We start from the raw sequence: 13,034 nt of genomic DNA on the forward strand, positions 1-13,034 counted from the left end.
GGAACGCTGACGTGCGCCCGATTATCGTACTACTGATGGCCTGGTGCCTCAGCATGGGGGCGTACGCAGCGACAGCCCCCGACGCAAAACAGATAACTCAGGAACTGGAGCAGGCGAAAGCGGCAAAACCCGCTCAGCCAGAGACCGTTGAGTCGCTCCAGTCTGCACTGAATGCGCTTGAGGAGCGGAAAGGCTCTCTTGAGCGCGCTCAGCAATATCAGCAGGTTATCGACAACTTCCCCAAACTCTCGCAAACGCTACGTACCCAGTTGAACAATCTGCGCGATGAACCGCGCGATGTGCCTGCTGGCATGACGTCCGACGCGTTGAATCAGGAGATCCTGCAGGTCAGCAGTCAGCTTCTGGAAAAAAGCCGTCTGGCACAGCAGGAGCAGGAACGCGCCCGCGAAATTGCCGACTCGCTGAGCCAGCTTCCGCAACAGCAAACCGATGCCCGCCGTCAGCTCAACGAGGTTGAGCGCCGCGTCGGTACCCAAACGGGTAACACGCCGCAAAACCAGGCGCAAAATCTGTCGCTTCAGGCGGAATCAGCCAGACTCAAAGCGCTGGTCGATGAACTGGAGCTGGCGCAACTCTCGGCAAATAACCGCCAGGAGCTGTCGCGGATGCGCTCTGAGCTTGCACAAAAGCAGAGCGAACAGCTCGATGCTTATCTGCAGGCACTTCGTAATTTGCTCAACAGCCAGCGCCAGCGTGAAGCCGAGCGCGCGCTGGAAAGTACCGAACTGCTGGCGGAAAACAGCGCTAACCTGCCTGCGGGTATCGTTGACCAGTTCAAGGTTAACCGTGAGCTGTCTGCAGCACTGAATCAGCAGGCACAGCGTATGGATCTGGTGGCGTCGCAGCAGCGTCAGGCCACCAATCAAACCCTTCAGGTTCGCCAGGCGCTCAATACCCTGCGCGAGCAGTCTCAGTGGCTGGGCTCGTCCAACCTGCTGGGTGAGGCGTTACGCGCCCAGGTTTCACGCCTGCCGGAGATGCCAAAACCGCAGCAGCTGGATACCGAGATGGCGCAACTGCGTGTGCAACGCCTGCACTATGAAGACCTTCTCAATAAACAGCCGCAAATCCGCCAGATCCGTCAGGCCGATGGACAACCTCTTACCAGCGAGCAGAACCGTATTCTGGAAGCCCAGCTGCGGACCCAGCGCGAGCTGCTGAACTCCCTGTTACAGGGTGGGGACACGCTGATTCTGGAGCTGACCAAGCTGAAGGTCTCCAACAGCCAGCTGGAAGATGCGCTGAAAGAGGTCAACGAGGCAACGCACCGTTATCTCTTCTGGACCTCTGACGTGCGCCCACTGACTTTCTCGTGGCCGATCGACATCGTCCAGGATCTGCGCCGTCTGATCTCGCTGGATACCTTCAGCCAGCTTGGAAAAGCCAGCGTGATGATGCTCACCAGCAAAGAGACCATTTTCCCTCTTCTGGGCGCGTTAATCCTGGTGGGCTTTAGTATTTACTCGCGCAGGCACTTCACCCGCTTCCTGGAGCGCTCCAGCGCCCGGGTGGGTAAGGTCACGCAGGATCACTTCTGGCTGACGCTGCGTACCGTATTCTGGTCAATACTTGTCGCCTCTCCGCTGCCGGTCCTGTGGATGACGCTCGGATACGGCCTGCGGGAGGCCTGGCCCTATCCGCTCGCGGTCGCCATTGGCGATGGCGTCACCGCCACCGTTCCCCTGCTGTGGGTAGTGATGATTTGCGCCACGTTTGCGCGACCAAATGGTCTGTTCATCGCCCACTTTGGCTGGCCGCGTAATCGCGTGGCGCGCGCCATGCGTTACTACCTGATGAGCATCGGGCTGATTGTGCCGCTGATTATGGCGCTGATCATGTTTGATAATCTCAATGATCGGGAGTTCTCGGGCTCGCTGGGCCGTCTCTGCTTTATGCTGATATGCGGCGCGCTGGCCATCGTCACGCTTAGCCTGAAACGGGCTGGAATACCGCTCTATCTGGATAAAACCGGCAGCGGCGACAACATGTTTAACCGCATGCTGTGGAACCTGCTGCTGTGCGCCCCTCTGATTGCCATGCTGGCAGCGGCGGTGGGTTACCTGGCGACCTCGCAGGCTCTGCTGGCGCGACTGGAAACCTCCGTTGCCATCTGGTTCCTGCTGCTGGTGATCTATCACGTCATCCGCCGCGGGATGCTGATCCAGCGACGCCGTCTGGCGTTTGACCGGGCCAAGCACCGTCGGGCAGAGATCCTCGCCCAGCGTGCGCGGGGTGAGGATGAACCAAACCACGTCAACAGCACTGAAGGCACGATGGATGCGGACGAGGTTGAACTGGATCTCGACGCTATCAGCACCCAGTCTCTGCGTCTGGTACGCTCCATCCTGATGCTGATTGCGCTGCTGTCGGTGATCTTCCTGTGGTCGGAAATCCACTCCGCGTTTGGTTTCCTGGAGAACATCTCGCTGTGGGATGTGACGTCCACGGTGCAGGGTGTGGAGAGCCTGGAGCCCATAACCTTAGGTGCGGTGCTGATTGCCATTCTGGTGTTGATCATCACCACGCAGCTGGTGCGTAATTTCCCGGCGCTGCTGGAGCTGGCGCTGTTGCAGCACCTGGATTTAACCCCCGGTACGGGCTATGCCATTACCACCATCACTAAGTACCTGATTCTGCTCTTTGGCGGGATGGTTGGGTTCTCCATGATCGGTATTGAGTGGTCTAAATTGCAGTGGCTGGTTGCCGCGCTGACGTTTGGTCTGGGCTTTGGCATGCAGGAGATTTTCGCTAACTTTGTGTCCGGCCTGATTATCCTGTTTGAAAAACCGATTCGTATTGGCGATACGGTAACGATCCGCGATCTGACGGGCAGCATCACGAAGATCAACACCCGCGCCACCACGATCAGCGACTGGGATCGCAAAGAGATCATCGTGCCCAACAAGGCGTTTATCACCGAGCAGTTTATCAACTGGTCGCTGTCAGACTCCGTCACGCGTGTGGTGCTGACGGTACCGGCGCCATCGGATGCCAACAGTGAAGAGGTCACGCAGATCCTCTACACCGCCGCCGAACGCTGCACGCTGGTCCTTGATAACCCGGCGCCGGAAGTGTTCCTGGTCGATCTCCAGCAGGGTATCCAGATTTTCGAATTGCGTATTTACGCCGCCGAAATGGGGCACCGTATGCCATTGCGCCATGAGATCCACCAGCTGATTCTGGCTGGCTTCCGTGAGCACGGTATTGATATGCCGTTCCCACCGTTCCAGATGCGTCTGGAAAGCCTGGACGGACTTAAGACAGGAAAAACATTAACCTCTGCGGCGCGTAAACGCCCGGCGGGGAGTTTGTAAGCCAGTCCGCACCCCCTCTCCCAGGGGAGAGGGGGTACTGCCGTCAGGCTCGATCGACGGTAAAAGCAATCACATCGCCCAGCTGTTCCGCGCCCAGCGCCAGCATCACCAGACGATCCACCCCCAACGCCACGCCGGAACAATCCGGCAGACCCGCTTTCAGGGCCTCCAGCAGGTTAGTATCAATAGGCTGCTGCGGCAGACCGCGCGCGGCGCGCTTGCGGTTATCCTGCTCAAAACGCTGCTGCTGTTCGCGGGCGTCGGTCAGTTCGTGGAAACCATTCGCCAGCTCAATACCCTTGTAATAGACCTCAAAACGCTCCGCCACCCGGTGATCTTCAGTGCTGATCTGCGCCAGAGAAGCCTGGCTTGCCGGAAAGTGGTAGACGAAAGTGGGACGATCTTTGCCAATCTGCGGTTCAACCCCAAAGGCGAAGAGCAGTTGCAGCAGCGTGTCGCGATCTTCTTCGGTATCCGCCACGTTGCTGAGATCCAGTTTTGCCGCCACTTCGCGCAGCTGGGTTTTATCCGCTGACAATGGATCAATTTCCAGATAACGCTGGAAAGCCTGCTGATAAGAGAGCGTTTCCGCTTCTGAGCAGTCCAGAACCTGCTGCAGCAGATCGTCCACCTCGTTCATCAGGCGGTACATATCGTAATGCGGACGGTACCACTCCAGCATGGTGAATTCCGGATTATGGTGACGCCCCATCTCTTCATTGCGGAAGCTGCGGCACAGCTGATACACCGGGCCACACCCTGCCGCCAGCAGGCGTTTCATGTGGTATTCCGGGCTGGTCATCAGCCAGAGGTTCATGCCCTGTGAATGGCCGGGGCCAACAAAACGGGTTTCAAACGGTACCAGATGAATATCCGTTACCGTTGCCTGACTCATGCACGGCGTTTCCACCTCAAGGACTCCGCGGTCAGCAAAGAAGCGGCGGATCTCCGCCATAATTGCAGCGCGTTTCAGCAGATTAGGGATGGATGCGCTCGGCTGCCAGGTGGCCGTTTCGCTCATGGGTAATTCTCCGATTTCAGACAAGGGCACGAAGTCTACTCGTTAGCACGCACAGAGACAAATTTTGCACAGTAAAAATTGCATTTCATTTAGGGCAACTATCATGTGACGGAATTCATTATTCACGATGATAAATCACCGCACAGAACAGCAAAAAAATCGAACACGTCAAATTTCCCTGTCGTTCACGCGGTTATACTGTTTTACCCATAAAGGAGCAGTGGAAACGCTTTCGCAATCGTCCTTACGGACAGGTGGGCTACCTTTAGTTTATCGCGTTGCGAAATAACAAAAATCTGGAGGAATGTCGTGCAAACTTTTCAAGCCGATCTTGCCGTAATAGGCGCTGGCGGGGCTGGATTACGTGCTGCGATTGCTGCAGCACAGGCTAATCCCAACGCTAAAATCGCACTGATTTCAAAAGTCTATCCGATGCGCAGCCACACGGTTGCCGCAGAAGGAGGATCCGCCGCCGTTGCGCAGGATCATGACAGCTTCGAATACCATTTCCACGACACGGTTGCAGGGGGCGACTGGCTTTGCGAACAGGATGTCGTTGACTACTTTGTACACCACTGTCCAACGGAGATGACCCAGCTTGAACAGTGGGGATGCCCGTGGAGCCGCCGTCCGGACGGCAGCGTTAACGTTCGCCGCTTCGGCGGAATGAAAATCGAACGCACCTGGTTTGCCGCCGATAAGACCGGCTTCCACATGCTGCATACCCTGTTCCAGACCTCCCTTCAGTTCCCACAAATTCAGCGCTTTGACGAACATTTTGTCCTCGATATTCTGGTCGATGACGGTCATGCGCGCGGTCTGGTGGCGATGAACATGATGGAAGGCACGCTCGTCCAGATCCGCGCTAACGCGGTGGTGATGGCAACGGGCGGTGCGGGCCGGGTTTACCGTTACAACACCAACGGCGGCATCGTCACCGGTGACGGTATGGGTATGGCGCTCAGCCACGGCGTGCCGCTGCGCGATATGGAATTCGTCCAGTATCACCCCACCGGCCTGCCAGGCTCCGGCATCCTGATGACGGAAGGCTGCCGCGGCGAAGGCGGTATTCTGGTCAACAAGAACGGCTACCGTTATCTGCAGGATTACGGCATGGGCCCGGAAACCCCGCTCGGTGAGCCGAAAAACAAATACATGGAGCTCGGCCCGCGCGACAAAGTGTCTCAGGCCTTCTGGCATGAGTGGCGCAAAGGCAACACGATCGCTACGCCACGCGGCGATGTGGTCTACCTCGACCTGCGTCACCTCGGCGAGAAGAAACTGCTGGAACGTCTGCCGTTCATCTGCGAGCTGGCAAAAGCCTACGTGGGTGTCGACCCGGTGAAAGAGCCAATTCCGGTACGCCCCACAGCGCACTACACCATGGGCGGGATTGAAACCGACCAGCAGTGTGAAACGCGCATCAAAGGGTTGTTCGCCGTCGGCGAGTGCTCCTCTGTCGGCCTGCACGGTGCCAACCGTCTCGGGTCAAACTCGCTGGCTGAGCTGGTTGTCTTTGGCCGCATGGCGGGCGAACGCGCGATGGAGCGTGCCGCAACAACGGGCGAAGCCAACGGCGCAGCACTGGACGCGCAGGTCGCTGACGTCGAGAAACGACTGAAAGACCTGGTCAACCAGGAAGGTAACGAAAACTGGTCGAAAATACGCGACGAAATGGGTATGTCGATGGAAGAAGGCTGCGGTATCTACCGTACGCCAGAGCTGATGCAGAAAACCGTCGATAAGCTGGCGGAACTGCAGGAGCGTTTCAAACGCGTGCGCATCACCGATACCTCCAGCGTATTCAACACCGACCTGCTTTATACCATCGAGCTCGGTCACGGCCTGAACGTCGCGGAATGCATGGCGCACTCCGCCCTGGCACGCAAAGAGTCACGCGGGGCGCATCAGCGTCTTGATGAGGGCTGTACCGAACGTGACGACGTCAATTTCCTGAAACACACCCTCGCCTGGCGCGACGCGGATGGCACCACTCGTCTGGACTACAGCGACGTGAAGATCACAACGCTGCCACCGGCTAAACGCGTTTACGGCGCAGAAGCAGAAGCCGCCGAGAAGAAGGAGAAGGCGAATGGCTGAGATGCAAACCCTGAAAGTTGAAGTGGTGCGCTACAACCCGGAAGTGGACACCGCGCCGCACAGCGCTTTCTATGAAGTGCCCTATGACGAGCAAACCTCTCTGCTGGATGCGCTCGGCTATATCAAAGACAACCTGGCACCGGACCTGAGCTACCGCTGGTCCTGCCGCATGGCCATCTGCGGCTCCTGCGGCATGATGGTAAACAAGGTGCCGAAGCTGGCCTGTAAAACCTTCCTGCGTGATTACACCAAGGGGATCAAGGTTGAAGCGCTGGGCAACTTCCCGATTGAGCGCGATCTGGTGGTCGATATGACCCACTTTATCGAAAGCCTGGAAGCCATTAAGCCGTACATCATTGGCAACCCGCGTACGCCGGATCAGGGACCGAATACCCAGACGCCCGCCCAGATGGCGAAATACCATCAGTTCTCCGGGTGCATTAACTGCGGTCTTTGCTACGCCGCATGTCCACAGTTTGGTCTGAACCCTGAGTTTATCGGCCCGGCGGCGATTACGCTGGCGCACCGCTACAACGAGGATAGCCGCGACCACGGTAAAAAAGAACGTATGCCGCAGCTTAACAGCCAGAACGGCGTCTGGAGCTGTACTTTTGTGGGCTACTGCTCCGAAGTCTGTCCGAAGCACGTCGACCCGGCCGCCGCTATTCAGCAGGGTAAAGTGGAAAGCTCGAAAGACTTTCTTATCGCCACCCTGAAACCACGCTAAGGAGTGCATGATGACGACTAAACGCAAAGCCTACGTGCGGCCGATGCCGTCCACCTGGTGGAAGAAACTGCCGTTTTATCGCTTTTATATGCTGCGTGAAGGTACTGCGGTGCCCGCGGTCTGGTTCAGCCTTGAACTGATGTATGGCGTCTTTGCCCTCAAACATGGCCCTGAAACCTGGGCCAGTTTTGTCGGGTTCCTGCAAAACCCCATCATCGTGATCCTGAACCTGATTGTGCTCGCGGCCGCCCTGCTTCATACCAAAACCTGGTTTGAACTGGCGCCAAAAGCGGCGAATATTATTGTAAAAGGCGAGAAAATGGGGCCGGAGCCGGTCATTAAAGGGCTTTGGGGAGTGACAGCCATTGTCACTGTGGTGATTCTGTTTGTCGCACTGTTCTGGTAAGGAGACACCTGTGATCAATCCAAATCCAAAACGTTCTGACGAGCCGGTTTTCTGGGGACTGTTTGGCGCAGGCGGCATGTGGAGTGCCATTATTGCGCCGGTCATTATCCTGCTGGTCGGCATTATGCTGCCGCTGGGGCTGTTCCCTGGCGACGCGCTGAGCTATGAGCGCGTCCTGGCCTTTGCAGGTAGCTTTATTGGCCGGGTATTCATCTTCCTGATGATTGTCCTGCCGCTGTGGTGCGGCCTGCACCGTATCCATCATGCGATGCATGATCTGAAGATCCACGTACCGAGCGGTAAATGGGTGTTCTACGGTCTGGCAACCATCCTGACCGTGGTAACGCTGATTGCCGTGGTCACTATCTGATACACCAGGCCCGCCATCCGGCGGGCCTGTTATTTCTGCATCTTCCCCACCAGCCACTGAGCAAATTCACGCATTGCCGGGGTTTCCGCGCGTGACTGCAGCCGCGTTAGCCAGTAACTGCCAAGATCAATCTGCGTCGTAAACGGCTGCACAATGCGCTCGCTGTTCAGCAGATGGGTAAACATATCGACAGGGGCGATAGCAATGCCTGTGCCTGCCTGTGCGGCCTCCAGCATAGTGACCGACGAATCAAACACCATCACCCGATGCGTGGGTGAAGGCGGGTTTTCTCCGGCGGCCTGCATCCAGGCGGTCCACTCGTCGCGCCGGTAAGAGCGCAGCAGGGTAAACTTCAGGATATCGGCAGGGGTGTGCAGCGCGGCTGCAATGTCCGGCGTGCAAAGTGGTGCCAGCGGCGCTGAACAGAGGAACGTCGCCTCCGTGCCGTGCCACGCTCCCCCGCCGTAGCGAATGGTGTAATCAAGCCCCTCCGCTGCCGGATCGACGCGATTGTTGTGGGTCGAAAGCTGAAGATCGATATGCGGATAACTGCGACGGAAATCATCCAGCTGTGAGAATAACACCCCAGTGGCAAAGGTCCCCACCACGCCAATTTTCAGCTTCTCCTGCGCCCGATGGTTAGCAAAGCGATCCAGCATGCCTGCGATACGATCGAAGGAGTCATTCAGCACCGGCAGCAGATTCTCGCCTTCGGTGGTCAACATCAACCCGCGCGAAACGCGGACAAACAGCTGGCAGTTAAGGTGTTGCTCCAGCGCCTTCACGTGCTGGCTAATCGCTGAATGGGTGACATTCAGTTCAATAGCGGCATGAGTAAAACTGAGGTGCCTGGCGGCGGCTTCGAACGCCCGAAGCGAATTAAGAGGAAGATAGCTGCGCGTCATAGTCCCATCCGTTAGAAAAATTAACAGCTAATGCTAAATTTAACCGTTTGTCAGCCACAGTCAAATCACCCAGACTACGAACGTCTGACGGGCCCGGACATCCCCCTTGACTCGCTATTACGGAAGATAACTGATGATGAAAAAATCCCTAAGCTGTGCCCTGTTGCTCAGCGTTGCCTGCTCTGCCTTTGCCGCGCCAATGTCAGAAAAACAGCTGGCTAACGCCGTGGAACGTAACGTTACGCCCCTGATGAAAGCGCAGGCCATACCCGGTATGGCCGTGGCTGTCATTTATCAGGGTCAGCCGCACTATTTTACTTTTGGTAAAGCAGACGTTGCAGCGAATAAGCCTGTCACACCGCAAACCTTATTTGAGCTGGGCTCCGTCAGCAAAACTTTCACCGGCGTGCTGGGTGGCGATGCCATTGCCCGCAAAGAGATCTCGCTGGCCGACCCGGTCACGAAATATTGGCCTGAATTGACGGGCAAGCAGTGGCAGGGCATTCGCCTGCTCGATCTGGCAACCTATACCGCAGGTGGATTGCCGTTGCAGGTGCCGGATGCTGTCACCGATAACGCCTCTCTGCTGCGTTTCTACCAGTCCTGGCAGCCAAAGTGGGCCCCGGGTACTACGCGTCTGTACGCCAACACCAGCATCGGTTTGTTTGGCTCACTGGCGGTTAAACCTTCCGGCATGCACTTTGAGGAGGCCATGACGGAGCGGGTCTTTAAGCCCCTGAAACTCAACCATACGTGGATAAACATTCCACACGCTGAAGAGCCGCATTACGCATGGGGTTATCGTGAGGGTAAAGCGGTCCACGTTTCGCCGGGTCTGCTGGATGCAGAAGCCTATGGCGTGAAATCTAACGTCAAAGATATGGCGAGCTGGGTGATGGCCAATATGGCACCGGACACAATCCAGCAGCCCTCTCTGAAGCAGGGTATTGCGCTGGCGCAGTCTCGCTACTGGCGCGTGGGTGCCATGTATCAAGGGTTAGGCTGGGAGATGCTCAACTGGCCGGTGGAGGCCAAAACAGTAGTGGATGGCAGCGACAATAAGGTTGCACTGGCGCCGTTACCGGCAGCAGAAGTGAATCCTCCGGCTCCGCCAGTGAAAGCCTCATGGGTGCATAAAACGGGCTCTACGGGGGGGTTTGGCAGCTACGTGGCGTTTATTCCTGAAAAGCAGATCGGTATTGTGATGCTCGCGAATAAAAGCTATCCGAACCCGCTACGGGTGGAAACGGCTTACCGTATCCTCGACACGCTGCAGTAAAACATTGCCGGGTAGCGGCTTCGCTTACCCGGCGAAACACGCCGCACAATCTTCCGCAATTTCCCTGCTGTCATCTACACTTAACAAAAAACAGTAAGGAAACTCCTATGCGCATTCTGCCTGTTATCGCCGCGGTGACAGCCGCGTTTTTAGTGGTTGCCTGCAGCTCCCCTACCCCTCCTTCCGGCGTCACTGTTGTGAGCAATTTCGACGCCCAACGATTCCTTGGAACATGGTATGAAATTGCCCGCCTCGATCATCGGTTTGAGCGGGGGTTAGAGAAAGTCACAGCACATTACAGTTCGATGGACGACGGGGGTATTCAGGTGATCAATCGCGGATACAATCCGGATCGGCAGATGTGGCAACAGACGACGGGAAAAGCGTACTTTACCGGCGACCCGCGACGGGCCGCACTAAAAGTCTCGTTCTTTGGCCCGTTCTATGGCGGATACAATGTCATCGCCCTCGACAGAGAGTACCGCCATGCGCTGGTCTGCGGGCCGGATCGCGACTATTTGTGGATACTCTCCCGCACGCCGACCATTTCGTCAGAGATGAAACAGCAGATGCTGGACGTTGCGACCCGGCAAGGGTTTGATGTGTCAAAACTCATCTGGGTAGAACAACCGCATTAGTGGGTGCTGAGTTTAAGCCCGATAATGCCGCACACAATCAACGCGAGGCTGGCGATACGCGCCAGACTCGCCGACTCTCCCAGCAGCAAAATCCCGGTAATCGCCGCCCCCACCGCACCAATGCCCGTCCAGACAGCATAGGCCGTCCCCACAGGTAACGAGCGCATCGCCCATGAGAGCAGGACGATACTCACGATCATCGCGGTAACGGTAATCACGCTGGGAGTCAGGCGGGTAAAGCCGTGGGTGTACTTCAGACCAATTGCCCAGACCACTTCGAGCAGGCCGGCAATAAAAAGAATAATCCAGGACATATCAGGCTCCTTAACTTAACGGTAAGTTGGGGCCGTCCCCGGTGAACGAAACCCTTACGGGTCGTCCCGTAAGGCAAAGATTAAGCGTCATATTTTGGTTAACGAACGATTTTTTTTCAATCCCTTTGTGCTGAACATGTTAAGGCAAGAAATAGCCTCAGTATGGCGCGTAGTTCAGGCATTTATCACTCATCCGACTTCTCTATCATGATGTGCTTTCTGATGGCAGGAAGCCAAACCACTAGCCGACTGCGAATCTATTATGTTCAAAATTCTTTTGATTGACCGTTGTCACTTCACCCGCGCGGGGTTTGAAGCGTGGCTCAATCATTCCGGTTTGTTTCCTGGGCACTTCGTCGTGACCGGGCTGAATAATCTCATCCTCGCCAGAGAGCATATTCTGCAGTGGAAACCGTCGGTGGTTATCGCTGACCTGCACGGCTTCATGCAGGATATTCACCATTTCCAGCAACTCTCTTCCCTGCTGAACGCCAGCGAAAACGTGCCGTTCATTTTGCTGCAGTCGGGTGAGGATAAAGAGATGGCAGGCTATCTGGCACAGTTCCCCATCTGGGCTTCGCTTAAAAAAAATGCCGAACTGGAGGCACTGGCAACGGTCATCAATGATGCGTTAACCACTCGCGCGAGCGTGGAGATCCCCGCAGTGGCTACACCTCTGCTGACTCGCCAGGAGGAGAAGGTGTTGACGTTGTGGATGGATGGCGCCAGCAACCAGAAGATTGCCACTCATCTGAGCATTAATGGTAAAACGGTGTATACCTATAAGCGAAATATCCGCATGAAACTGCATATGGATACACGCTTTTCCCCGTTTTTATCCCTGCAGGAATCAGAAAACTGACGGTACGAAACCCATCCGGGTCCGTACCGTTTTTAAATTACTGCTGAGCTTTAGTTGCCGCACCTGAGATTGCACTACCACCTTCAGAAATGTCCTGACCAACGCCACGCGTGGTATTACAGGCCGTTAAAACTGAAGAGAGTACCAGGACAGAAAAGATCGCTGCAATTGTCTTCTTAACCATAATATCTTCCTTTTATAGCCAGAGTTGTTTTGTGTATAGCAACTTAAGAATAGACAAGATCCCGTCAGTTGACGGAAAAGGAAGCATTTTTAGGAAAATTAGACGGGATTAGCTGGCGGCGTGAGAAATGATATGGCCGAGATCCTGGATATCCTCCCCCATTCCACGTGTGGTATTACAGCCGGAAAGCAACGCGCTGGACAGTGCTAACAGAAGCAGAATTTTAATGGTACGTTTCATCATCCCTGCCTGCAGAAATCAGGCGCAGCAACGCTGCGCCTTAACCATTACTTCACGCGAGATACGTATTCGCCGGAGCGGGTATCCACTTTGATCACTTCGCCAGTCTGTACGAACAGTGGCACTTTAACCACGGCACCGGTAGACAGTTTCGCAGGCTTACCACCCGTACCGGCGGTGTCACCTTTCAGGCCTGGATCGGTTTCAACGATTTCCAGTTCAACGAAGTTCGGTGGGGTAACCGCGATAGGCTGGCCGTTCCACAGGGTCACGATGCACTCAGCCTGGTCCAGCAGCCATTTGTCGCTATCGCCAATGGCTTTAGCATCAGCAGACAGCTGTTCGAACGTTTCGTTATTCATGAAGTGCCAGAACTCACCGTCGTTGTACAGGTAAGTCAGGTTCATATCGACAACATCAGCGCCTTCAGCGGAGTCAGTAGACTTGAAGGTTTTTTCGACACGGGTACCGGTCAGCAGGCGGCGCAGCTTAACGCGTGCAAATGCCTGGCCTTTACCTGGTTTAACGAATTCGCTGGCTTCAACCGCATACGGTTCGCCGTCCAACATGATTTTAAGACCAGCACGAAAATCGTTGCTATAGTACGTTGCCATAAGGCCCTCTAAATTTGTTAACTGGTAGCTTAGCCACAA

At 55.8% G+C, this 13,034-nt stretch carries 14 protein-coding genes; 8 read left to right on the plus strand and 6 right to left on the minus strand.

The genetic code is table 11. The features are described from left to right. The first annotated feature begins 11 nt into the window (after positions 1 to 11). On the plus strand, positions 12 to 3,335 hold the full coding sequence (gene mscM / locus ACTJJI_RS11990) for a miniconductance mechanosensitive channel MscM (protein ID WP_014830372.1): 3,324 nt from the start codon (positions 12 to 14) through the stop codon (positions 3,333 to 3,335). A 43-nt stretch (positions 3,336 to 3,378) separates the two neighbouring features. On the opposite strand, the gene epmA is transcribed toward mscM, so the two are convergent. Further along, a complete protein-coding gene (epmA, locus tag ACTJJI_RS11995; protein ID WP_262762763.1) occupies positions 3,379 to 4,356 on the minus strand; it encodes an elongation factor P--(R)-beta-lysine ligase in 978 nt (325 codons plus the stop codon). 309 nt (positions 4,357 to 4,665) lie between these two features. On the opposite strand from epmA, the gene frdA reads away from it, so the two are divergent. From frdA to frdD, 4 genes are read left to right on the plus strand one after another with little or no spacing between them, the layout of a single operon-like run. After that, complete coding sequence (frdA, locus tag ACTJJI_RS12000; protein WP_014830370.1) at positions 4,666 to 6,456, plus strand: fumarate reductase (quinol) flavoprotein subunit; 1,791 nt, start codon at positions 4,666 to 4,668, stop codon at positions 6,454 to 6,456. After that, the gene (gene frdB, locus ACTJJI_RS12005; RefSeq protein ID WP_013095274.1) at positions 6,449 to 7,183 is read left to right on the plus strand and encodes a fumarate reductase iron-sulfur protein; all 735 of its coding nucleotides are present in this window, start codon (positions 6,449 to 6,451) and stop codon (positions 7,181 to 7,183) included. Before frdA ends, frdB begins: the two co-directional genes overlap by 8 nt. A gap of 10 nt (positions 7,184 to 7,193) precedes the next feature. Beyond that, a complete protein-coding gene (gene frdC / locus ACTJJI_RS12010) occupies positions 7,194 to 7,589 on the plus strand; it encodes a fumarate reductase subunit FrdC (RefSeq protein WP_014830369.1) in 396 nt (131 codons plus the stop codon). A 10-nt stretch (positions 7,590 to 7,599) separates the two neighbouring features. After that, the gene (frdD, locus tag ACTJJI_RS12015) at positions 7,600 to 7,959 is read left to right on the plus strand and encodes a fumarate reductase subunit FrdD (RefSeq protein WP_013095272.1); all 360 of its coding nucleotides are present in this window, start codon (positions 7,600 to 7,602) and stop codon (positions 7,957 to 7,959) included. Between the two features lie 29 nt (positions 7,960 to 7,988). On the opposite strand, the gene ampR is transcribed toward frdD, so the two are convergent. Further along, a complete protein-coding gene (ampR, locus tag ACTJJI_RS12020; protein ID WP_014830368.1) occupies positions 7,989 to 8,864 on the minus strand; it encodes a LysR family transcriptional regulator AmpR in 876 nt (291 codons plus the stop codon). Between the two features lie 133 nt (positions 8,865 to 8,997). On the opposite strand from ampR, the gene ACTJJI_RS12025 reads away from it, so the two are divergent. Continuing rightward, the gene (locus ACTJJI_RS12025) at positions 8,998 to 10,143 is read left to right on the plus strand and encodes a class C beta-lactamase CMH-32 (RefSeq protein WP_367187945.1); all 1,146 of its coding nucleotides are present in this window, start codon (positions 8,998 to 9,000) and stop codon (positions 10,141 to 10,143) included. A 107-nt stretch (positions 10,144 to 10,250) separates the two neighbouring features. Then, complete coding sequence (locus ACTJJI_RS12030) at positions 10,251 to 10,781, plus strand: lipocalin family protein (RefSeq protein WP_014830366.1); 531 nt, start codon at positions 10,251 to 10,253, stop codon at positions 10,779 to 10,781. Here ACTJJI_RS12030 and sugE read toward each other — a convergent pair. Continuing rightward, positions 10,778 to 11,095, minus strand: coding sequence for a quaternary ammonium compound efflux SMR transporter SugE (gene sugE / locus ACTJJI_RS12035; protein WP_440654189.1), 318 nt, complete (start codon positions 11,093 to 11,095; stop codon positions 10,778 to 10,780). The genes ACTJJI_RS12030 and sugE overlap by 4 nt on opposite strands. Positions 11,096 to 11,357: 262 nt before the next feature. On the opposite strand from sugE, the gene ACTJJI_RS12040 reads away from it, so the two are divergent. After that, entirely contained in the window at positions 11,358 to 11,957 is a 600-nt protein-coding gene (locus ACTJJI_RS12040; RefSeq protein WP_047360715.1) for a response regulator transcription factor, read from the plus strand. A gap of 37 nt (positions 11,958 to 11,994) precedes the next feature. On the opposite strand, the gene ecnB is transcribed toward ACTJJI_RS12040, so the two are convergent. The 3 genes from ecnB to efp form a co-directional block, all read right to left on the minus strand. After that, complete coding sequence (ecnB, locus tag ACTJJI_RS12045) at positions 11,995 to 12,141, minus strand: lipoprotein toxin entericidin B (protein ID WP_003025482.1); 147 nt, start codon at positions 12,139 to 12,141, stop codon at positions 11,995 to 11,997. A gap of 108 nt (positions 12,142 to 12,249) precedes the next feature. Beyond that, positions 12,250 to 12,381: an entericidin A/B family lipoprotein gene (locus ACTJJI_RS12050; protein ID WP_014830363.1), complete on the minus strand. Its 132-nt coding sequence runs from the start codon at positions 12,379 to 12,381 to the stop codon at positions 12,250 to 12,252. Positions 12,382 to 12,428: 47 nt separating this feature from the next. Continuing rightward, positions 12,429 to 12,995 carry an elongation factor P gene (gene efp, locus ACTJJI_RS12055; RefSeq protein ID WP_014830362.1) on the minus strand — a complete coding sequence of 189 codons (567 nt, stop codon included), beginning with the start codon at positions 12,993 to 12,995 and terminating at the stop codon, positions 12,429 to 12,431. Positions 12,996 to 13,034 lie beyond the last annotated feature (39 nt).

It is taken from the genome of Enterobacter sp. 22466 (assembly GCF_052044775.1).
Taxonomy (GTDB): Bacteria; Pseudomonadota; Gammaproteobacteria; order Enterobacterales; family Enterobacteriaceae; genus Enterobacter; species Enterobacter dissolvens.